We start from the raw sequence: 23,810 nt of genomic DNA on the forward strand, positions 1-23,810 counted from the left end.
TACCATAAATATCATGATGTAGAAAAAACCAGGTCTTAAGAAAGCTCGTAAAGCTAGCCAGTTCTCAAAACGTTAAGAACCAGCTACAATACAGCATTTACAACACTTCATGGTTCACACCATGGGGTGTTTTTTGGATGATTTTTAGCAAAATTCACACCATTTTTCACACCAAATCTGTTCTAGAATTATCCAAGATTACGGTATGCAATTTCTCCTATAGTCATTGGAACAACATTAGAAGTATTGACATAAATCTGAGTTGTACCTGTATCGCTATGTGTTAGAGCTTCTGAAATGTCCTCTAGTGATGTGCCAAATTGTTTGGCAAGAGTTGCACCCGTATGACGTAATTTATGAGGTGTAGCGTGTGTTAGTTCTGGATGACGTGAGGTAGTCAGAGTGTAGTGGACCGTTAACATTGCTCTTCATATCGATATAAGTAAAGACATACTGTTCATCAGATTGGATAATTCCAAATTTTGCTAGTTCTCTTTTTTGTTGCTTTTCCCATGACTGAAGTAAATCAGTTAGTTCAACAGGAATTCGGGAAATTGTTTTTTATTTCCTTAGGTTGGTATTAGTAATAGACTTCCTGCGAAACAAAAATATGATACAATAAAACTATGAATTATGAATCAAGTAAAGTATTAAGTGATGCACGATTTAAGCGCCTTGTTGGTGTTCAGCGCACTACTTTTGAAGAGATGTTAGCTGTGTTAAAAACAGCTTATCAACGTAAACACGCGAAAGGTGGACGAACCCCTAAGTTAAGCCTAGATGACCTCCTCATGGCTACTCTTCAATATATGCGAGAATACCGCACTTATGAACAAATTGCGGCTGATTTTGGTATTCACGAAAGCAACTTAATCCGTCAGAGTCAATGGGTTGAAGCAACTCTTATTCAAAATGGTTTTACGATTTCAAAAACTCATCTTAGTGCTGAGGATACGGTGATTGTGGATGCAACAGAGGTAAAAATCAATCGTCCTAAAAAAATCAACTAGCCAATTATTCTGGTAAAAAGAAATGTCATGCTATGAAGGCTCAGGCGATTGTCACAAGCCAAGGGAGAATTGTTTCTTTGGATATTGCAGTGAACTATTGCCACGATATGAAGTTGTTCAAAATGAGTCGCAGAAACATCGGACAAGCTGGTAAAATCTTAGCAGACAGTGGTTATCAAGGGATCATGAAGATGTATTCACAAACGCAAACTCCGAGGAAATCAAGTAAACTTAAGCCACTAACTCTTAAAGATAAATCCTATAATCATGTGCTATCTAAAGAGAGAATCAAGGTTGAGAATATTTTTGCCAAAGTAAAAACGTTTAAAATGTTTTCAACAAGCTATCGAAATCGACGTAAACGCTTTGGATTACGAATGAATTTGATTGCTGGAATTATCAATCGTGAACTAGGATTTTAGTTTCGCAGGAAGTCTAATAAAAGCCATTAATTATATATCAAATACAATCTATACTACTTATCAGTTAGTAAAAGATTTAAAAGATTTGACTAGTGAAACGATTGCTAGCGAGGTTCAGGATATGAGTGAAGAGCTACTCAAAAGAGATATTGCAATTGATAGTAGCCTAGTTCATTATGATGACGGTCTTCTTTTGGGAAGTTTAATCAATATTGAGGATAGCTAAGGAACACGACGAGTGTTATCTAATTTATCATATGAACTAACGCTTATGCATTTTTCACAGTTTCATCAAGGTTATGAGGTAGTTGGTATTTTACAATCTTTGCGACAAAAGTAATTGAGTTATTTATTAAGCAAATTATGATGATTGGAGTAATTGTGTTGAGAAATAATATAAAACGCAATCAACTTTTAAATTGATTGCGTTCTGTTTAGTTTTATTCTTTTCCATAAAGGTAACGACTAGCAATTAACCAAGTAGCAATATACATTATCACGTTAACCAAAAATGCGATAACGATGACTATATTCCAATCATGGGATAAATTAGTAGTTACAATCCCCATAATTGTTGTACCAAAAAGTCCACCAATCTGTTTGTTAGCGTTTAGAGTTGCACCAGCAATTCCAGATAATTCTTGACCAGCAGCTTCCATAAGAATGGTTGTAGTTGCTGGAGTTAACACTCCGATACCTAGACTCATTAAAGAAAATAAAGGAATTAGGATGTATAGTTGAATTTCATGAAAAAGAACTCCAATTCCAAAAATTCCTGCTGCTCCTACAATGGCAAAAATAATTGAGACAGTAGCGAGGCTTCCCACGGAAAATCGTTTTACAGCACGTGCGTAAAATAAATTACCAATAATTAAGACAATCATTCCTGGTAGAATGAGGAGTCCAGAAACCATTGAGGAAAGGTTTAAATAAGTTTGAAAATAGAGTCCTAGCACCAAAACAATGCCATATAGTGAAATGTTAACTACTAAACCTAATAGATTAGAGACAATAAACTTAGCATTTTTTAATAGTTGGTGGGGAACAATAGGTGCTTTACTTTTTTTATCGTGGACTACTAAACCAATAGCAAATAATATAAATAGGAGAAGAAACAATAAAAGATTTGAGTTACTATAACCATATTGATTCCCTTCAACAAGGTAAATAACTAGACTTCCGATAGTTGTAACCAGAAATATATTACTAAAGATGTCAATTCTGGTCTTTAGATTGGCAATATTATTTTTCACGAGAAGTAATATTGAAATTACTGTCAAAATTCCAAATGGAATATTGACCAAGAAAATACCCCTCCATCCGAAGTAGTTAATTATTAGTCCACCAATAAAAGAACCAGTACCGGTTGCAACAGAAATAATTGCTGTCCAGATTCCTAACATACGTGCTCTTTTAGTAGAATCGGGGTATGAAATGAATAAAAGTGCTAATGAACTTGGCATAAACAAAGAAGCACCGAAACCTTGAATGAATCTAAGTATAATTAATGTTTCAATATTTGGTGAAAAAGAGCACCCAAACGAGGCAAGTGTAAAAATTGTCATTCCAACTAATAAAATTCTTTTAGCACCATATTTTGTTGTTAGATTTCCTGAAAGTAAGAGCAAAGAGCCTAAAGCTAGTGTATAGGCGTTAATAATCCAAATGGATTGCTCTAATGAGACGCTCATAGCTGTCTCAATATGAGGCACTGCAAGAACAACTCCGGTTGTATCTAGGACCGCCATAATGTATCCTAGCGAAAGAATAAAAAGTAGATAAGCTGGTGCTTTTGTATTTGTTTTTTTCATCAAGCTTCCTCCGTTATTTCATCAAACCAATTTTCATTTATCAATCAAAAGCAATATATTTAACTTTCTGAAAATATTTTACTTGAGTATATCCAGTACCAAAGTATCTTCCATCAGCGCAACCGAGAATATCTTCAATACGGTCAAACTTAGTTATAATATCCATAGTAATTTCCCCTTTCAAGTGATATAATTAGCTTACCATGTAATTATTTCTGAAACAAGAAGGGAAAAAAAGTATAGTAACTATCAAAAAAGGAGGAAATGAATGGAGACTTGCAAGATGCAATCTTTGAAAAAATCAATTTGTCCAGCAAGAAGGGTCTTGAATTTACTAAAAGGTAAATTTACTCTTGAGATTTTATCTGAAATTATTGATGGTAATACACATTATGGTAGTCTTTTGCGTAGTGTAGAAGGTATTAATCCGAGAATATTAGCTCAACGGTTACATGATTTCGAGAAAGAAGGTATTTTATCAAGAAAAGTTTTACCGACATCGCCTCCACAGGTTGAATATAAAATGACAAAAAAAGGTATTGCTCTAAGAAGTATCGTTGAAGAAATGAAAAAATGGGAGCAAACTTATGGTGATTAAATCAAATTAACATAATTTATTATTAATATTTTCTATAAATAGAAAATGTAATTCTGAAAGATTTGGTAACCTTGTTAATCAAAGAAACGTAAAAACCTAGTTCAAATATGTGACTAGGTTTTTTTGGCTCTATAATTTTTGTCGTGGGTAAGACCATAGGTAAAAACAGGCAAAATAAAAAATCATCTAAATAGTGGTGTGAACTTTTGGGTAAAATCTAGCTCAATTCGTGTATTTTAGGGTAAAATTCACACCACTCAATTGAAAGTTACTCAAATTAGATGAAATATTTCTTTCTGAAAACGTGGGGAAACATTGATATTAAGCATATATTGAAATTCATTCAAATACGAGATGTTCAAACCAGGTCTTAAGAAAGCTCGTAAAGCATCACAATTTAGTAAACGTTAATAAAAAGTCTATTGAGACAATCTTTGTACGGACTTTTTGGTTCAAGTCTGTTCAAATTATCCTTTGGATAAAGAGCTTAATAAATTTAAGGCATCAGCGTCTTGCTGGTGTCTTTTTTCTATACTTTCTAAAAAAATTTGCCCTAAAATTACCCTACTTGTTTTTAAGATGTTGGTAGGCAACTTGTCCAGCAGATAATGGAACTATGTTTGAAGCATTAACATAAGTTTTAGTTGTAATTGTATCGCTATGAGTTAATGCTTCAGAAATGGCTTCTAAGCTCATTCATGCCTTTTTAGCAAGTGTCGCTCCTGTATGTCGTAATTTATGAGGTGTAGCATGTTTAAGTTCTGGATGACGACGTTTGACAGATTTCATTTTATTATTAAGATAGTCAGAGTGTAGAGGGCTATTAACATTACCCTTCATATCGATATAAGTAAAGACATATTGTTCATCGGATTGGATAATTCCAAACTTTGATAGTTCAGCATTTTGATGTTTTTTCCATATATTTTGTTAGGATTTGGGTAGAATCATTGATAACAGACTGTTACAAATCTAGTTAGCTGTATGATTTATGATTATCTACTTTTCTAGTAACCAATCTATGATATTTTTCTTCTCAATTCCATTGTAATTGGCTGTTGGCTGAATCGTATCCATTGTTAATAGATACTTGGGGAATTGATCTTTAATGGCTTCTAGTGGTCTAAGTTCTCTGTCTAGTGTTTCTGGAACAAGTGTTGTTTCACTGACCTGATAATAAGCGTAGTGACCAAGATCAGTTACAACAACAAAATCAACCTCATATTTATCTAAATTACCAACATATACTTGTGAATATCTACGTCTCAATTCCAAATAGACAATATTTTCCAAGATATGCCCAATGTCTTCTTTGTGGTCTGGTAATAAGAGATGTCGTAAACCTAAATCAACGGGATAATATTTTTCTAAGCGTTGCAATAATGCTCTACCTTTTACATCAAAACGTGGAACGGAATAAAAAAGTAAACTATCTGTCAAAGTTGTCAAATAATTTTCCAAAGTATTATGGGATATTGAAACATTTTGGCTGACTAGGGTATTGCGAATCTTATTTGTTGATATTAAGCTACCTGTACTACTGAGAAGGGTTCGGACAATGCGCTCAATAATCGTAGGATTTGGATTTCCCAATCTAGTGACAATATCATTTAACAGTATGGAGTTATATATTCCTCTGAGATAGTCAATTTTTTCAGCGTAAGATGATGTTTGCAATAAGTAAGGGAAAGCACTAAAGAGATAATTGTTAAAAATTTCTGTTGTATTCAGATTCTCTGAGAGAGATTGACCTGATAGGTATTCTTCAAATGATAAAGGAAGAACCTCTATCTCAACATAACGCCCAGTCAAATTTGTTGCTAATTGGCTACTCATAAAGTAGGCGTTTGATCCAGTCAAATAGAGGTCAACATTTGGCAAGATGAATAGACTATCTGCTACCAGTTCAAATTTTTCAACATGTTGAATTTCATCTAAAAAGATATAGTATGTTTTTTCCTCAACTAATCTTTCTTTTATATAAGCGAATAATGTTTGAAAATCTCGCAGGTCATAATAACTCAGATCTTCAAAATTGATGGATATGATTTGATCCTCGTCTACTCCAGTTGCTAGTAACTCCTCTTTATAGAGTTGAAAGAGAACAGATTTACCAGCTCGTCTAACTCCACTCACAACTTTGATGATTTGGCGGTTACGATGTCTTCTTAAAAAGTCTAAATAATGTGGTCTTTTAATATAGTTCATAATAGTTACCTCAAAGATAGTATAATACAAATAGTAACTATTTTCAAATATTTAGAAATAATATTTAATTTATTTGATTAATTTCAATTTATTAGAAATAATATCTAGGTCTATTTAAATATCTTCAGGATAGAAAAAGAAATTGCACTGGCACGAAGAAATTGTACATCATCTTTGTGATACAGTATTTCGTATTTCTCAACTACATAAGCTCCGAAAACTAAAATGTGATAACCCTTTGATAACCTCTCGATTTTCAAAAGGATTATATATGTAAATATTGAGGATTTATCTCTTAAAATTACTTGATTTTAGTGATAATTTACCATAAATATCATAATGTAGAAAAAACCAGGTCTTAAGAAAGCTCGTAAAGCATCACAATTCTCAAAACGTTAATCAATACGATTATATCAACGTTTACAGACATTCAAGAATTTTCTCTTGGATGTCTTTTTTTGTCTAAAAACAAGAAATTTCTCTGAAAATTTCCCTGAGTTATTTCAAATATCTATAAAAGTAGGTTTCTGGATTATCTAAGTAATTTAATTAGTTTTATTGATGAGTAATTTTACTATTTTTACCACTGTAAATTATGTATTAACAAATACTCTATGATTTGAGATTAAATTGTTTATAAGTATTTACTTTAGATTTACTTAAGTTTGAGGTCTATTATAAATAAAAATAAATGATATACTAATGGTAGTATATTTAGATTTAAAATCTATACAAAGAGAATATGAGGAAAGTCAAATGAGTAACTCTTTTTTATTAGAATATGATCTTGAATCTTTGTCTAAAGCTATTTATTCTATTACTTCATGGTTTCCAAATAGGAGATTTTTAGGAATAGTTGATAAATTGAATAGAGATTTTATTAATAATGAAAGTAAGATTTTAGGGACTACTAAAATAGATTCATACAGCAAATTTGTAGACTTTTATAAAAAAGCAATCGAGTATTATATACCTGAATACCCAAAAGAAGATTTCCCTGTTGATACTGGAAATGTAAGGTTCTATTCAAATGATAGATTTCATAAAATATTTATAGGAAATGGCAATGAAGATACTTATGAAACTTCATTTGTAATAGAATCTTTAGTGCATGATTTTAAGCAATTCAAAGAAATATGGTATGAGATACTTGAATATGAAGATTTAATTATTTCATCCTTAGAACCATTTAAAAGTGAGTTTACTCAAGAAAACTTTGAATGTCCACCTGAGAGTTATTTTAATTTTATATATCAAAATCATGAGCTTTTTTATGATAACGAACTTGCACAGTATTTCAAAACATTCAAAAGTAATAATGCTGAGTTATATCCATTATTTACTCCTGTTAATAACTTTCCCATATTTTTACCAGTTATGAAAGATTGTTTTATGGAGAGAATAGAAAGCGAAATAGAGGAATCAAAGTTTGAAGAATCTATTTGGTTAAGCTTCTGGAGCAGACTAAATTGTAATTTTACAAAATTCTTTGAACGAGAAGGAAATTCATTTTATAATCTGAGGTTAATTAACAAAGAGGCTAAAGAAAAGATTGATTTAAAAAATACATTGGCATTTTTAAATGAAGATAGATTAATTGTTTTAGAGCCAAGCCAAAATAAAATTTCAGATCACTTAAAAAAAGGAATTATTGATAATACTTACCAGATAGCAGGTCTTTGTCAAGATGGAGAAGTTAGAGGATTTGAGTTTAAGTCCCAGAGCAATATTATTTTTGTTGGGGTTGAAACCAAGAGTATATCTCCAAATATCGCTAAAACATTCCTATTTGGAGATGATGATGAATATGTATTAAATGCAAGTAGTATTATAGGAATAATTAACAATGCGAATTCAATAAAAGAAATCGTTGATTTTTTTATAGCTTATAACAATAATCAAGATAGAATTATGTCTTTCTCCAATGGAGATGCTTTATTTCGAATGTGGCAATCATCAAATCAGATGATTAATGATGGTGCATTGAATGTAAATATGTCTTTCTTACCCTATGAAAGTGTTCATTATAATATGGAAACGTTTGATAAAATTGTATTAAACTATCCATTTGAAATAGGGGGAGAGTTTTATAATATTCATGGTTGGAAAATAGTTGATAGGGAACAAACTGATTTGTCACTTATTTCAAAAGCTCATCTTGGATCAATTGATATATTTTCAGAGAATCATAAAAAAATTATATATCGGGAGTTATATTTTATTTTAGAAGATATAAATATCTATGATTACGAACAAATAACATCTTTTAACGAAATTGTTTTAAATGCTTTATATCATAATAAAGAAGCAATTTTATCAAACTATGAAAAAGAAACTATGGAGATTAATTTAGTATCTAAGTCTGTGCTTGATAGAAATGCTAATTTTAGATGTCCGATACAAGAAACGAACTATTTTAATAAAATAGTTTTTGTTAAAAATTCCAAATATCAGATAACTTTATTAGCTCCTAGATGGAATAAAATATTTGCTGATAATCTTTCCAAATCAACATTGGAATTTGAAAATACAATTCTAATAAATTTACTAGACGGTTTCCTTTTTAAGGATAGAGTTTTGTTATTTGAAAAAATTAAAGAAACAGACAATGAGAAACGAACTTCAAGCTTATTTGAAGTTAGGGTTGAATATTTTATTCAGCCTCATTTAGAATTCTCAGCTCCTAAAAACTATTCTTTTAAAAGAGTCAGGAAAAGTATTGCTAACATCATTAAAGAACTTGGATTAGAGCCAGGTATATATTGTGAATCAGACATAGTTGCTATCGTAAGATGTTTTAGAAATAAAATACGCGAAGACTTAGTTTCTATGATGTCATTGTATAATCAGTATGACTTGATACTTAAACTACAAAATATATTATCTTTAATTATTTTTAGTATTGATATCCACCGCAGAAGATTAACTACATTTTCAGATAACGGAAATCTTCAAACTGTTAAATTAAATAAATTTCGAGAACAAACGATTGATTTACGTGAAGAGGCCCGCGTTTATAAACCAATATTAGAATATCTTATTGAAGAGAATTTAGTAACAGAAAGGGATGATGACGCATTAATTCCAAGTGATGATATTGTTGATGAATTGATTGCTTATGGGAAATACATATTAGATTTTCAACTTCTTTCTGATGCCTATTCGTATGGTGCTAGCAATTGGTTTCAGTTAGAGATTGAAGATAATTATGTTGTAGATATTTCAGAAACGGAAAAGTACTTACAATTTGTTGATGAAATGATAGAAATCAAGTATAAATATGGTGAATACGCAAGTAGAGATAAGAAAATTGACAATAATATAATTGGTCTGGTTAAGAAATCGTTCTTTCAAGATACGAAAGTTGATTTTGATTCTTTTATTTGTTTCCTCTCCATATTTTCAAGTAATAGTCATATTTTAAAATTAAAAAATCAAAAATTACTGATTGTAAAAGGAAATGTTGTAACAGGTAAAATAGAAGATTTGGCTAAATATTTTGAAGAGAATTCGGACTATTCAATTGAAATCTTTTATGGTGTTTTGAAATTCTTAGTTATAGAAAAGAAGAAAATTACTACTAATGGAGTAATTCCAATATGGGAGAAAAAGAAAAGAGATAATAAATTTTCTGCTAAACCTATTATTGTTAATCATAATAGCATTATTTTTTCACCTATTATTCTTGATAGGTTGGCAAAAGATTGGACAGAGGGAATGATGAACTTCATTTTACCATATGATATTGGTATGCAAAATACGCTAAATACAATAAATAGTTGGAAAAAATTTTACGAACAACAGATAGTCCAAAATCTTAATGGCTTATTTAAAGATAATAGGTACGTTACTCATATTGATCAAGAATTATATAAATTAGATATTAAAGGAAATCATCCTAGAAATTTAGGAGATTACGACCTAATTGTGATAGACAATAAGCTGAAAGAAATATTATTATTTGAAGTTAAATATATGCGTTTAAGTCAGACTATGAAAGATAGTATGGGTGATCAAAAAGAATACTTTTTTGGGGGAAAGGCCAAAGGACTAAAGTTCAAACGACGAGTAGAGTATTTTGAAGAGAATCTAGATGTAATTTGTAGAAATATCGGATTAGAAGAGAGATACTCATTAAAATCATATTTCATTACAAATAAACTAATAAAATCAAACTTTGTGGAATTTCCATTTGAAATTATTAGTTTTAATGAATTTAAATCTCTCAATAATAATTGAATTTCTTTATAAAATTTGAACAGGTTATCAAAGTATTCATTTTCTAAAATTGATAAAAGAGATTTTGTATATATTAACTTCTAAATTTATTTCTCACAAAATGTAGTCATTTGGTTGATTTTTACAGTAACACATCGAAATTCTAAATTTCAAAAATCACTTTAAATCAATATTTTTCGTCATAACTGACGAGTAGTGAATGTCTGCTTGACTTCTGTCGGTAAAAACCAAATAAGGTAAATTTTTGATATTCTGGTTCGATTTTTACTTATTTTTGACGAAAATTTACCTTATTTTGATGCAATTACTTGAAATTAGTTGAAATTTTATTTTCTGAAAACTAGTGAGAACGTTGATTTTAAAGCATTTTGAAATTAGATGAAATAAGTGATGCCCCAACCAGGTCTTAAGAAAGCTCGTAAAGCATCACAATTTAGTAAACGTTAATTCAAAAGAATTACGATACTTACAGAGAGCACCTTTCGGGGTGTTCTTTTTTATACTTTCTTACTAAATTGGTGCAACTGACACAGTTGTTGCGATTTTAGTCGCTTGCAAATGCGGTTGCAACCGGACCCAGTTGGCTCAAAACGTTAATCAATACGATACTATCAACGTTTCAAATCACTTAAAAGTTTACTTATTGTTTCTTTTTATATTCTTAAGAAATCAAAAGCAACATAAGTCGTCAGCTCTTTATTATAAAAACATTAATTAGCACTCTAGTATTATCTTGAGTCTAAAATCAGTATTTGGAGTTGTGCGAAATCAGTTTTTGAATTTTGTCTAGTCTTACTTCAGTTTCCCCTGAAGTTAAGTTTTTACTCAGCATCATTAGTTAAAAAGGAAAAAAGAATGCGTTTTATATTTGGGTTTGAGGTTTATAAAATAGGATTAACGTTCTGAAAAATTAGATATTACAGACAAAATAAAATATTTAAAAGCTACAGAGAAACATGGTATAATGTAACTAAAGGAGGTAGCATATGTCCTTAGATATAGATAAAGAAAAGATGACAATCATGGGAGTAGCTTTTGAAAACCGCTCCGTTTTTAAGAGTGTTTGGTATGCTTTAAGTACAAATATGATTGAAGGATGGCGACCTACGGTTAGTGATGTTGAAAAATTACGAGATGAAGCTCTTGCTCTGGGGATGGCTTAATGAAGCGTAAATGTTATGATTCTTATGACTATATTGATCCGAATAATTTATATACCTATCCAGATTCTTCAGTTCTAAGAAATAAGCAGGAAGAACGAGATGAACAAAAAGCACGTGAGCTTGAATATCGTATGGTTGCTAGTAAGAGTTTGAAATTATTTATCAATCCTATCCCAGTTTATAGTGTAGAAGATATATTGAAAATTCATCAATTTTTGTTTGAAGATATGTATCATTGGGCAGGTGAATTTAGAAAAGTCAATATTTCAAAAAGTGGTAATGCTTTTATGCCGATTCAGTCTTTCGATACAGCACTTACTTACCTTAATAATTTGATAGATAGATTTCATGACAATGCCAATAGTAGAAAAGAAGTCGTTCACTTATTGGTCGAAATTTTAGATAATCTCAATTATTTTCATCCATTCCGTGAAGGAAACGGTAGAACGCAGAGGGAGGTTATTCGTTCTTTAGCTTTGATGAAAGGTTTTGAATGTGAAATATCAATTGGTGATGATGATGAGATTTATCATTTATATATGGATGGTACAGTTTATGGAGACAAAACTAAATTAACGAAGTTATTTGAAAAAATTCTTTTCAAGTTATGAGTTTATACATTCGACTACCCTGGATAAGAATGCTCTATTGTACTAGAATATTTTATGTAATCTGCACCTTAAAAGTTAGATTTTTTCTATTTAACTTTTAGGGTGCAGTTCATTTTGCTATGGCATGATAGTAAACCTTATGAGGTTTTGTAGCAAGTATTCAAATAAAAAGCGCATACTATCAGGAATGTATGTACTGCCCCCCAAAAGTTAGACAATTAATTTATCCAAAGGATTTAGTTCTGTATTGTACAGGGCTAAGTCCTTTTAGTTTTACCTTAATTCGTTTATTGTTGTAGTAATCAATATAGTCTACAATGGCTTGTTCCAATTGGTTAAGCGACTGAAACGACTTCTCATAACCGTAAAACATCTCCGATTTCAGAATGCCAAAGAAGGACTCCATCATACCGTTGTCTGGGCTGTTACCTTTACGTGACATGGATGCTTGAATTCCCTTACTCTCTAGGAACCGATGATAAGAATCGTGTTGGTATTGCCAACCTTGGTCACTATGGAGAATCGTATTCTCGTAGTGTTTCTCTGTGAAGGCCTGTTCCAACATCGTTTTTACTTGTTCTAAATTAGGAGAACAAGAAAGATTAAAAGCAATAATTTCGCTGTTAAAGCCATCTAAAACAGGCGATAAATACAATTTCTGCGTGCTATTTGAAATGGCAAACTCTGTCACATCCGTATAACACTTTTCCATTGGTTTGGCTGCTTCAAATTGACGTTGAATAAGGTTATCTGCTTTCTTGCCAACATCTCCTTTATGAGAAGAATATTTTCGTTTCTGTCGCATTTTAGCTTGTAAATTGAGTACTTTCATCAAGCGTTGAACTCTTTTATGATTTACCAGATAACCACGATTTCTTAGTTCTAAATGAATCCGACGATAACCATAATTTCCCTTGTGTTCGATAAAAATGGATTGAATTTCAGCTTTAAGCTCTTGGTCCTTATCTGGTTTATCTAGCTGTTTCAAGTGATAGTAGTAGGTCGAACGAGCTAGTTTAATGGCTTTTAGAAGAATATCTAACGAAAACTCAGTCATTAATTCTTGAACAATTTCTGTCTTTCTTCTTTCTCTTTTTTCTCCTTCAATCGGAGTTCTCTTAACTTTTTTAGGATGGCATTCTCCGCTCTCAGGTACTCATTTTCTGCTTGAAGACGTTCTAATTCTGTCCTCTCTTCAGGTCTCGTTTTTGGCTTACGTCCCATTTTAGGTACTCTCCCTCTTGTTTTCTCAACAATAGTATACCCGTTTTTCTTGTATTGTGCTAGCCAATTAAGAAGTATCGTACGACTTGGGAGACCGTATTCAAGAGAAACTCTATCTTTAGTCCAGCCTTCATGTAAGACTTTATGAATCATTTCTTGTTTTAAATCAGGAGAATAGTAACGATTTTTTCCTTTTTTGACGAACTCTATTCCGTAACGATCAATCAATTTAATCATATACCTAAGATTAGAATTGTTTATCCCAAATTTATTTGAAAGCTTCTCTAAGCTATATCCTTGTTTTCTAAGTTCATAGATCTGAACTTTATCATCATAAGTTAATTTCATAATAAAAACACCCCAAAAGTTAGATTTTTTCTGTCTAACTTTTGGGGTGCAGTTCAGTAAAAGCTTGATAGCATACGTTTTATCCTATTATCCTAGAAATATTTACTGGGTTTTCTTTTCAAACTGACTTTTTAAGAAGTTGCCTTATCAACAATTTTAAAGAAATTTTTGAAGCTATCTTTGGAAAAACTGTAGAATTTCAAAAATTACTATAGACCTTGAATTTTACTTATCATTTCAATGATTTAGATTGCTTACATTTTATTTTGATATGTTTTACGGTAATCTCCAGGAGAAAGTCCAGTCCTTTGCTTAAAAATTTTAGTAAAGTAAGAATAATTATCATACCCTACTTGACAGGATACTTGTGATATCGAGATATTTGTTTGAGATAGGAGAGATTTAGCAGCATTAATGCGCTTATCCGTTATATATTTAACAAGAGTTTCTCCAGTTTCTTTTTTAAAAATTCTAGCTAAATGATCTGCACTGAGATAAACCATATCTGCTAATATAGAACGATTTATATCTTCATAGTAGTGATGATCTATGTATTCGAGAATGCGTTGAATACTATTTTTTTGGTTTTCAAGGTTTGTTGCAAATTTCTTAGCATGTGACCAGTAATAATCAAAGTAATCCTGAAAAGATTCAATTGAATGAAAGCGTCGTTGGAATAGGAAATCATGAGTGCTGTTTTGGAATAATTTATGAGCTGAAATTCCATTTTGATCTAGATATATTCCTATTTGTTGAGTCCAATCTAGTAAAATTTGTTGTAGTGTGAAAGTAGGAATTTGAGAATTATAAGCAAGTGAATTAATTTTTTCTCTTAATTCGTATTCACTTAAGGTATCTAAAAAAGTAATTGAAAGAGTTTCTGTTTTAAAAGAAGTTGGAAAACTATGTGGAACACATGTAATAGTATTCCAATAAGAAACATATTGTTCATTATAAGTGTAGAGTTCTTTGGTATGAAATAAAATATCGGATAGTTTATGGCAACTCTTATATATAATGTTTGAGTATTTGCTAAAGTTATTAGAAATTTGAGAATGAATCTCATATGCTAATTTGTCACTACGTTTGGAAGAGTCTACTCTAAAGAGACAAACATATTGATCGACCTGGCTTTCCATCTTGAACAAACTTATCAGCTTATTAGAAGGTTGTGAAATTCTTTGAAGTTCTCTTTTTAGTTGAGAAGTCCATGATGGAGTTTCTGCAGAATAATCTTCTTCATTAAGATTGATTGTTAAAACTGCAAGAAAAAAATACTGGTGTTTTTGAAGAATAAAATCTTGTTTGCTTGCTATATTTTCTAGCTCATCAATGCGAGAAATTTGAGGTTTTCTAAGGTAATCATACCAGAAGTTATCTTCCATTTGTAAAAGTGCATCATTTTTTCCGTTTAAGTTATGATTCTCAATTTTACTAATGGCTTTTTGGATAATAAATTCTAATTTTTCAAAATTAATAGGTTTTAGATAGTATTCGAAACTTTGCAATTCAATTGCTTTTTGAGCATAGTTGAAGTCGGCGTAATTGGTTAAAAAAATTGTTTTTATATCATATTTTTCATTTCTAATCCACGATAAGAGTTCGAGACCGCTGCCTTGAGGCATTTCTATATCGCTTATCATGAGATCAATAGGATGTTCTCTAATAATATTTTGAGCTTGAGTGAGGCTATAGGCAACATAAACAGTGTCAATGTGTAGTTTAGCCCAATTTATTTTCTCTCGTAAAGCTTCAATGATAAAACGATCGTCATCAACTAATAAGATGTTCATTATAACCTCCGTCTATAATCTTGTATGGAATAAGTAAAAGAATTTTAGCCCCACCTTCTTCATTATTTTCAAATGTAATAGTATAGTCGTTGGGATAGAGAAGATTTAAACGTTCGATGGTGTTCGTTATCCCAATATGATGTCCATCTTCTGTTATTAGAGACTGTTTCTGATTTAGTTTTGATAAAATTTCTTCAGAGAAACCTGGACCATTATCTTCGATACAAATCTGAATATAATCTGAGTTCTCAGTTTTTACTTTTTTTATTGATAGCAAAATTGTAAATAAATCCTGAAATGAAAACCCGTGTTTGATTGTGTTTTCAATAAATGTTTGTAAAAGTAATGATGGGACAAGAGTATTTTGTAGGTCATCATTGTAGTTTAGTGAAAAGTAGATGCTATTTCCATATCGAATTCGTTGTATTTCTAAATAATCTTTAATATGCTGAACTTCATCTTTAAGTTCTGAAAAATCTTGATTAGCCATAAATAAATGACGGAGATAATTTGAAGTTAGGATAGTTAACTCTTCAATTTCCTTATAGTTTTTTGTTTGAAGCATACTATGAATCATTGATAACATATTTAAATAGAAATGCGGACGAATTTGGTTCTTAAGATAATTAAGTTCTATCTTCTTAAGTTCTAGTTGTGAATGGTATTCCCGTATTTTTAATTCTTGCATGTCAAATATTACTTTATTAAGTTTATCATTTGCTTTATCAATTTCTAGTATACCTTCAGATATAAAAAATTCAGAAGGGGGGATGGAGTCCCCAAGTTGAGAGAGTCGTTCAGTGAGTCTTGTTATAGGTTTAATCATCCATTGACGAATATACAGGATAATGATGATTGATAAAATGGTGATAATGATAGGAACGGCTGATAAAAATACTTCTAAGAGTGTGATATTTCTAAAGACTTCGGCATAATCGACTAAAACATAAATATCGAAAGGTAAATGCGTTTTTTCATTTTGAGCATGAATCAGGTAGTTTTCGGACGGTATATTGTTAGGCTCTTTTAGGGAGAGTTTACCATTATTACCAATATTAAGTTTATTGAGAGGTTTTAGGATATCTGCTGAGGATATGACGGCATAAATGATTTTTCCTTCGTAATGAACAGATTTAACTAAGTATTCGCTGTTTTTAGTAGTTACATTTTTCCATTTACGGTCACTTATATCACTACGCAATGATTTTAGATTTGATTTTAACAGTAGATAATCTTCATATGGAATATAAAGATTGGAGACATTTATAAAATGATCAGTACTATCGGTTTCTAATAAGAATGTCATATGAGTTTCATTTTGATATTCAAACTCTGTAAAGCTAGTTTGAACTTTTTTAAGATTTTCTTGATACTCAAGAAACGTTTGTACATGATTTAATTTCTCTAAAGATTCATTATGCGTTATTGTTGAGTACATAAAGCGTTCTACAGAATGCAATTTTTCATTAACAGAGTCAGCATAAATTTCAATTGAACTACGTAGGTGTGCTATATTTTGGTTTTTAATAAAATTTCTGGTTATGTTACTCATAGCAATATTGATTAAAATATTTATCAATAGTAGTACAAGTAGGAGTTTAAAGAAAAAATGAATGGAATGTTTTTTTGATAAGTCGTGATTTAATTTCATATACTATTCTCCTCTTAAAATTATAGCACTTTGAAAATACGATATCATGTAACAAAACAGATATGTTTTATCAAGATGTCGGAAAAGTAATAGTTTTTAAAATTAAAAAACTGAAAAATTGATAAACCTAGTCCAAAAAGTTCTATTAAGGGAATTCTATATGGTGTAAAATAATCGTAGAAAATCAGATGGGAGGAAAAACATGAAAGTAGCATCTCAACTTCATAAAATAAAATTAAAGCATAGTATTCCGTTATATATATTACTTTTTCCTTCAATATTGCTATTAATTTTATTTTCCTATATTCCCATGTTGGGACTAATTATTGCATTTAAAGACTATTCACCAGCCAATGGTATCTTTGCTAGTCAGTGGGTAGGATTTAAGTACTTTACTCAATTTTTCTCATCATTCCAATTCGGGACAACTATGTTCAATACATTAAAAATTTCACTTTATAGTATTGTAGTAGGATTCCCCTTGCCTATTATACTAGCTATAATCAGTAATCAGTTAAGAGTTGGGAAATTTAGAAAAATATTTCAAGTGACAACTTACTTACCTCATTTTATCTCTACAATGGTTATGTGTGGGATGATTATCTTATTTTTATCTCCTACTAGTGGTTTATTAGCAAATGTATTTAAGTCTGTTGGAATTACTATTCCAGATTTTTTATCAAAACCTACTAGTTTTGCAGGTGTTTATGTTTGGAGTGATGTATGGCAACATATTGGTTGGGATAGTATTATTTATCTGGCAGCGCTTTCTGCAATTGATCCTACATATTATGAGGCTGCAACTATGGATGGCGCTTCTAGGTTACAAAAAATTAGGCATATAGAATTACCATTACTTTTGCCAACTGCTATGATTTTGCTAATATTAAGAGCAGGTAGTTTATTAAGTGTAGGGTTTGAGAAAGTGTTACTATTACAGAATCCTCTTAATTTAGCAGGAAGTGAGATAATTTCGACCTATGTTTATAAAGTTGGTATGGTGAATTTTCAGTATAGTTATTCGACAGCTATAGGGTTATTTAACACCGTAGTCAATCTAATAATTTTGTTATCTGTTAACTGGTTCTCAAAAAGATATACTAGAACGGGTCTTTTTTAAAGGAAGGAGTGCTTAAAGTGAGATGGTTTCATAAATCAAGAAAAACAAACTCTGAATTATTATTTGATATAGTTACCTATGGTTTAGCAATTTTCCTTATCCTGTTAATTGTTTATCCGTTATGGTTTGTAGTGATTGCATCTTTTAGTAATCCTTCAGATGTTGCAAATGGAAAGGTATGGTTTATTCCTAGAGAATGGAAATTAGATGGATATTTACGTCTTATTCAACAACCTTTATTCTTACGTAGCTATCTAAATACCATTTTATATACTGTTGTTGGGACCTTAGTTGCTTTAGTAGTCAATATTCCAGCTGGTTATGCTTTATCTAGAAAAGAATTAGTTGGTAGAAAATGGATGAGTATTCTATACATAATCCCTATGTTCGTATCAGGTGGCTTGATTCCTACCTACTTAACAGTAAAGAATGTTGGCCTAATTGATACATTTTGGGTAATGGTAATCCCTTTTGCGGTTTCATCATACAATATTATTGTTGCTAGAACTTTCTTTAATAATAGTATTCCAGACGGGATGTGGGAGGCTGCGCAAATTGATGGATGTGGTACAATTCGTTATTTTATTAAGATAGTCGTTCCTTTATCAAAAGCTATTATAGCAGTTATTGGACTTTGGACTGCAGTTGGTATTTGGAATTCGTGGTTTAATGCTTTAATTTATTTAACGAATGAAAATTTACAACCATTGCAATTAATTTTACGACGTTTACTAATTAGTAATCAAATGTTACAATCGCAAGCAACAGGAGAAGTTGCATCAGATCTTCGTATCAAAGCCGATATGATGAAATATGCAGCAATTGTTATTTCAACCGCTCCGATAATGTTGCTATATCCCTTTGTTCAAAAACATTTTAATCAAGGCGTAATGATTGGCGCCTTGAAAGAATAGGAGAAAAACATGAAAAATAAATCATTTACATATTTGTTCTTAGGAACAGTTACACTTGCTGGCTTAACAGCCTGTGCAAATTCCAATAATGCGAATAAGGACGATAAGTCTGGAGAAGATTCTTATAAAATCACAACTGTTCGTTGGTCTGACTGGGGAGAAGATTATCATAAAGGTTTTCTAACAGATTCTGCCAAGGAAGCAGGTATTGATGTTAAATGGGATACACTTGTAGCTGCAGATTGGGCAGATAAGAAATCTGTGTTGGTTGCTAGTGGAGATTTACCAGATGCATTTTTAGGTTCAAATGCTTTTACAGATTCAGAAATTGCTCAGAACCAATCTCTATTTATTCCATTGGAAGATTTAATCAAGGAAAATATGCCCAATTTAACTAAGGCTATGGAGAAAGAACCTAAGATTAAAGCTATGATTACTTCACCAGATGGCCATATCTATAGCCTGCCTAAAAAATTACCGATGCGTCCTACAGTAGCTAATCAGCTATTTATTAATAAAAAGTGGCTAGATAATTTAGGATTAAAGGTTCCAGAAACTTATGATGATTTAGTAAAAGTATTACAAGAATTTAAGGATAAAGATGCGAACGGAAATGGAGACACTTCTGATGAAATTCCATTCGGAGCAGGAAATTTTGATCCAACATTCTCATATATTCTTCCGTTCAATAATCGTTTAGGGGCAGATAATACATATGAAATGTCTGTAAAAGATGGAAAACCAGTCTACCTTCGTACAGAAGAAAGTTATAAACAAGGGATTGCAGCAATGCACGAATCTTATAAAAAAGGTTTGATTGATCCGGAAATCTTTACAGAAGATACCTCTATGAGTGTAGCAAAACGTATGGATAAGGGAGTATCTAGAGTAGGTGTTTCTAGTGGTTGGACAGCAGATGCAACGTTTGGATTACATTCAAGTGAATATATTGCTCTACCTGCTTTAAAAGGTATGGATGGAAAACAATATGTCTTTTCTGATCCAGATCATTACAACTACGGTCGCAATGAAATTTTGATTACAAATAAGAGCAAAAACCCTGCTAAATTATTGAAATGGTTGGATAAATTATATACAGATGAAGCAAGTATTCAGAATTTCTATGGATCATTTGGAATAGCTACTGAAAAGAATGGTGATAAGTTTAAAGTGTTACCTCCTAAAGATGGTAAATCAGCTGATGAATGGGCATGGATTAATTCACTTCGAGATTTTGGTCCTAAATACGTAAGCGATGATATCAATAGTCGCGTAGAAATCGATCAAACACAAGGTGATGGATTGAAATTGAAGATGGACCAAGATTTGAAACAATTTGCGTTGCCAGCTTACCCTAATGTGATTTATTCACAAGAAGAGCTTAACAAATTATCATCAATCTATGTTAGCATTGAATCCTATGTCAAACAACAAGCATCTAAATGGGTAGTTGAAGGTGGCATAGAAAAAGAATGGGACTCATACAAAGAAACTCTTAAGAATATGGGATTGGACGAATTTATGAAGATTCAACAGGAAGCATATAATCGTTACCAAAAAGAAGTAAAAGAGTAATACTTTATATGAACTCTTGGTTGTATAAACAAGGGACTAGCTAATTACAGGAAGCGAGACTGATAACATCAAATTATCTCGCTTCCTTTATTCTAATTTTTAAAGAAATTTGGAAATGTTTTTTAAATAATTTAGGTAATATTTTTGTACAACTGACATTATAAAATATAGAGTTAAGGCAATCGATTTTATGGAGATATCTATTATGCAAAAATTATTTTCATTAGATGGAAAAGTGGTTAGAATTTTAACTTTTTTGACAGATTTAATTATTTTAAATACTCTATTTATTGTTAGTTGTATTCCAATAGTTACAATTGGGGCATCACTAACTTCTCTTACGACAATGTGGTATCGTATTTTAAAAGGTAAAGATACAGATATTGCTTATCATTATTTTCGGATCTTTAGACGAAATTTTAAACAGTCAACTTTTATTTGGTTGTTTATCCTCCTAATAGAATTACTTTTATATGTGAACTATTGTCTTTGGGGCTATTCAAGTTTATTTTCAGAGTATAGTTTATTGTTAGTGTTGCCCTTTTTATTTGTTATAATACTTTTGATGAGTGTTATTTTTCCCTATATTGGTCTATTTAAAGATAATCTAAAAAATAGTATTGTAAATAGCGTATTAATTTGTATTTTAAATCCAATACAAGCTATCATGTTGGTTTTATTTAATATTTCTGTACTGTATATGAGTTTTAGTAGTCCAGAACGAGTTTTAACAGCTATTTACGTATTTACATTTGGGGGATTTGCTTTTTGCGGATTGATGAATGTAACGATAACAAATAAAATGTTTGATAAGGTAAAGAAATTTACTAAAAGGAGGGAAACAAATTGAAAATTTTTAAGGGAGAGTTTTATCGAATCTCTGTATTAACAGACAAGCTAGTGAGGTTAGAATACTCTCAAACTGGAAGTTTTGAGGATAGGACTACACAACTTATCTATAATAGAGATTTTGGCCAAGTTTCGTTAGATTATATCGAGACATCAAACGTACTAGATATTATGACGGACTATTTTCATTTGCACTTTAATAAAGGAGAATTTAACGCCGAAAATTTATTTATAGAATTAAAAGGAAATTTTGCCGTATATGGTAGTCGCTGGTATTTTGGTGAATCTATTGAAACGTTAAAAGGAACAGCTCGGACTCTGGATAAGGCAGATGGAGCAATCTCGTTAGAAGATGGAATTATTAGCCGAAATGGTATAGCCTTATTGGATGATTCTCAAGGATTTATTTGGGATGAACAGTCTGGTTATATTGAGAGAGAAAATCAAATTGACCTGTATTTCTTTGCCTATGGGCATGATTATAGAGGAGCAATCAGAGACTTTTACCATTTGACTGGTTCAACACCCTTGTTGCCACGATATGCTTTAGGCAATTGGTGGAGTAGATATTGGCCTTATACGTCGGATGAATACTTGGATTTAATAGACAGATTTAAAGCAGAGAAAATTCCATTATCTATCGGTGTGTTAGATATGGATTGGCACATAACTGACATTCCAGCTCGTTTTGGAAGTGGCTGGACAGGATATAGTTGGAATAAAAACTTAATACCTAATCCAGAACAGTTATTGCAACAACTTCATGATAGAAAGTTAAAACTCTCCTTAAATGTCCATCCTGCTGATGGTATACGGGCTTATGAAGAAGCTTATCCTCGAGTCGCCAAACGATTGGGGCTAAATGTAGAACTAGAAGAACCTGCTATTTTTGATTTTTTTAATCCCTCTTTTAGGGAATCCTACTTTAAAGATGTTCATTATGAGCTAGAAAAGCAGGGAGTAGATTTTTGGTGGATTGACTGGCAACAAGGGACACAAGGTATGCTAGATCCACTATGGCTTTTAAACCATTATCATTATCAGGATAGTTGTAAAAATGCAGAAGGTGGTTTGATTTTATCAAGATATGCAGGGCCGGGTAGTCACCGATACCCTGTTGGTTTTTCAGGAGATACCATTATTAGTTGGAATTCCTTAAGATTTCAACCTTATTTTACAGCGACAGCATCTAATATCGGTTATAGTTGGTGGAGTCATGATATCGGTGGACACATGCTGGGGGATTATGACGAAGAGCTACAAACTAGATGGCTACAGTTTGGTGTTTTTAGTCCGATTACTCGCTTACATAGTTCTAGAAGTCCCTTTAATAGTAAAGAACCTTGGTTTTTTTCAGAAACAACATCTAAGATTATGAAGAAATACCTTCGTTTGAGACATCAGATGATTCCATATCTATACACTATGAATGTAAAGACACACGAGGAAGGTGCCCCATTAATCAGCCCAATGTATTATTTCTACCCAGAGAATGATGAGAGTTATAATGTTCCAAATCAATACTTTTTTGGAACAGAACTGATGGTGGCTCCCATTGTAGAAAAGATGGATTTGGCATTCCAATCTGCAAAAGTGGATGTATGGTTCCCTGAAGGTGAATGGTATGACTTCTTTTCAGAGAAAAAATATACAGGTGGTGTGAAGTTAAGTGTTTATAGAGACATCTCGACTATGCCTGTGTTTGCAAAAAGTGGTGCAATCATTCCCTTGGTTGGTTCTGAGATAGATATGGGTGTTGAGTTACCTGAAGTTGTAGATTGGTATGTATTCCCAGGCAAGCAACATTCTTTTGAAATGATTGAAGATCAAAATGGTCAAAGATATAAAACAAGATTATCAATCGATTGGGAAATGGGAATGGTAGATTTGGCATTACAAGGAGATTCTAGTATCGTTCCAAGCAATAGAAGGCATAGAATTCATTTAAAAGGAACGAATGTGTCTATGATTGAATTGCCAAATAAGAATGATATAGCTAGATTTGAATGTAAAGATAATAAAATACTATCTCTGAATGATGAAGTTTTTAGACTACTAAAGACTGCTTCTCTTCCATATGAATTAAAAGATAGATTATTAAATCAATTCATCAATGCCAAAAATTCTCATGAGTTAATGAATATCTTGCATCATCAGGATAAGGAATTGAGAGGGCGTTTGTTGGAAATGGTATTTACTAGCGAAAACTAATTGAGAAATTTCGTACACAACTTCTATTGTTTAATTGCTAATTATTTATTTTTCATGTGTAAT

General features: G+C 31.4%; 17 protein-coding genes and 2 pseudogenes. 11 read left to right on the forward strand and 8 right to left on the reverse strand.

Annotation, left to right across the window (positions count from 1 at the left end; genetic code table 11):
* Window positions 1-188 precede the first annotated feature (188 nt).
* Window positions 189-561 (reverse strand): annotated as a pseudogene (locus RYK12_RS05300) (tyrosine-type recombinase/integrase); the annotation flags it as partial.
* A 65-nt stretch (window positions 562-626) separates the two neighbouring features.
* Between RYK12_RS05300 and RYK12_RS05305 the strand changes: the two are divergent.
* Window positions 627-1,432, forward strand: a protein-coding gene (locus RYK12_RS05305) for an IS5 family transposase (RefSeq protein ID WP_152639385.1) whose coding sequence is annotated in 2 segments (ribosomal slippage) — window positions 627-1,001 and window positions 1,004-1,432 — 804 coding nt in all. Because the reading frame shifts where the segments join, the coding sequence is not laid out codon by codon here.
* 85 nt (window positions 1,433-1,517) lie between these two features.
* Window positions 1,518-1,658, forward strand: a complete 141-nt coding sequence (locus RYK12_RS05310; protein WP_314847488.1) for a hypothetical protein — start codon at window positions 1,518-1,520, stop codon at window positions 1,656-1,658.
* Window positions 1,659-1,872: 214 nt separating this feature from the next.
* Here RYK12_RS05310 and RYK12_RS05315 read toward each other — a convergent pair whose 3' ends face one another.
* Entirely contained in the window at window positions 1,873-3,243 is a 1,371-nt protein-coding gene (locus tag RYK12_RS05315) for an MFS transporter (protein WP_314847491.1), read from the reverse strand.
* A 40-nt stretch (window positions 3,244-3,283) separates the two neighbouring features.
* Entirely contained in the window at window positions 3,284-3,409 is a 126-nt protein-coding gene (locus RYK12_RS05320; RefSeq protein WP_314847493.1) for a 3-hydroxyacyl-ACP dehydratase, read from the reverse strand.
* Between the two features lie 102 nt (window positions 3,410-3,511).
* Here RYK12_RS05320 and RYK12_RS05325 point away from each other — a divergent pair, with 102 nt between their 5' ends.
* Window positions 3,512-3,841 (forward strand): helix-turn-helix domain-containing protein, encoded by a 330-nt coding sequence (locus RYK12_RS05325; RefSeq protein ID WP_314847495.1) that lies wholly within the window; start codon window positions 3,512-3,514, stop codon window positions 3,839-3,841.
* A 564-nt stretch (window positions 3,842-4,405) separates the two neighbouring features.
* Here RYK12_RS05325 and RYK12_RS05330 read toward each other — a convergent pair.
* Together RYK12_RS05330 and RYK12_RS05335 are read right to left on the reverse strand one after the other, a co-directional pair.
* Window positions 4,406-4,762: pseudogene (locus tag RYK12_RS05330) on the reverse strand (tyrosine-type recombinase/integrase); the annotation flags it as partial.
* A gap of 78 nt (window positions 4,763-4,840) precedes the next feature.
* Window positions 4,841-6,049, reverse strand: coding sequence for an ATP-binding protein (locus tag RYK12_RS05335; protein ID WP_314847498.1), 1,209 nt, complete (start codon window positions 6,047-6,049; stop codon window positions 4,841-4,843).
* Between the two features lie 702 nt (window positions 6,050-6,751).
* Here RYK12_RS05335 and RYK12_RS05340 point away from each other — a divergent pair.
* From RYK12_RS05340 to RYK12_RS05350, 3 genes are all read left to right on the forward strand, one after another.
* Complete coding sequence (locus RYK12_RS05340; protein ID WP_314847500.1) at window positions 6,752-10,288, forward strand: hypothetical protein; 3,537 nt, start codon at window positions 6,752-6,754, stop codon at window positions 10,286-10,288.
* 986 nt (window positions 10,289-11,274) lie between these two features.
* Entirely contained in the window at window positions 11,275-11,451 is a 177-nt protein-coding gene (locus tag RYK12_RS05345) for a hypothetical protein (protein WP_000050754.1), read from the forward strand.
* A complete protein-coding gene (locus RYK12_RS05350) occupies window positions 11,451-12,062 on the forward strand; it encodes a Fic family protein (protein ID WP_172931950.1) in 612 nt (203 codons plus the stop codon). The genes RYK12_RS05345 and RYK12_RS05350 overlap by 1 nt, the downstream gene beginning before the upstream one ends.
* 223 nt (window positions 12,063-12,285) lie before the next feature.
* Here the strand turns inward: RYK12_RS05350 and RYK12_RS05355 are convergent.
* From RYK12_RS05355 to RYK12_RS05365, 3 genes are all read right to left on the reverse strand, one after another.
* Window positions 12,286-13,634 (reverse strand): IS3 family transposase gene (locus tag RYK12_RS05355; RefSeq protein ID WP_314847503.1). Its coding sequence is split into 2 segments (ribosomal slippage): window positions 12,286-13,193 and window positions 13,193-13,634, totalling 1,350 coding nucleotides; the frame shifts between segments, so codons are not numbered across the junction.
* 254 nt (window positions 13,635-13,888) lie between these two features.
* A complete protein-coding gene (locus RYK12_RS05360) occupies window positions 13,889-15,427 on the reverse strand; it encodes a response regulator (protein ID WP_314847505.1) in 1,539 nt (512 codons plus the stop codon).
* Window positions 15,408-17,078, reverse strand: a complete 1,671-nt coding sequence (locus tag RYK12_RS05365) for a histidine kinase (protein WP_314847508.1) — start codon at window positions 17,076-17,078, stop codon at window positions 15,408-15,410. The genes RYK12_RS05360 and RYK12_RS05365 overlap by 20 nt, the downstream gene beginning before the upstream one ends.
* Before the next feature lie 202 nt (window positions 17,079-17,280).
* Here RYK12_RS05365 and RYK12_RS05370 point away from each other — a divergent pair, with 202 nt between their 5' ends.
* The 5 genes from RYK12_RS05370 (at window position 17,281) to RYK12_RS05390 (ending at window position 23,747) form a co-directional block, all read left to right on the forward strand.
* On the forward strand, window positions 17,281-18,198 hold the full coding sequence (locus RYK12_RS05370) for a sugar ABC transporter permease (protein ID WP_000861542.1): 918 nt from the start codon (window positions 17,281-17,283) through the stop codon (window positions 18,196-18,198).
* A 17-nt stretch (window positions 18,199-18,215) separates the two neighbouring features.
* Entirely contained in the window at window positions 18,216-19,112 is an 897-nt protein-coding gene (locus RYK12_RS05375; RefSeq protein WP_261804906.1) for a carbohydrate ABC transporter permease, read from the forward strand.
* Window positions 19,113-19,121: 9 nt separating this feature from the next.
* Window positions 19,122-20,687 (forward strand): extracellular solute-binding protein, encoded by a 1,566-nt coding sequence (locus tag RYK12_RS05380; RefSeq protein ID WP_261804905.1) that lies wholly within the window; start codon window positions 19,122-19,124, stop codon window positions 20,685-20,687.
* A 205-nt stretch (window positions 20,688-20,892) separates the two neighbouring features.
* The gene (locus tag RYK12_RS05385; protein ID WP_001170586.1) at window positions 20,893-21,537 is read left to right on the forward strand and encodes a YesL family protein; all 645 of its coding nucleotides are present in this window, start codon (window positions 20,893-20,895) and stop codon (window positions 21,535-21,537) included.
* Window positions 21,534-23,747 (forward strand): TIM-barrel domain-containing protein, encoded by a 2,214-nt coding sequence (locus tag RYK12_RS05390; RefSeq protein ID WP_314847514.1) that lies wholly within the window; start codon window positions 21,534-21,536, stop codon window positions 23,745-23,747. The genes RYK12_RS05385 and RYK12_RS05390 overlap by 4 nt, the downstream gene beginning before the upstream one ends.
* Window positions 23,748-23,810 lie beyond the last annotated feature (63 nt).

Source organism: uncultured Streptococcus sp., from assembly GCF_963518475.1.
Lineage (GTDB): Bacteria > Bacillota > Bacilli > Lactobacillales > Streptococcaceae > Streptococcus.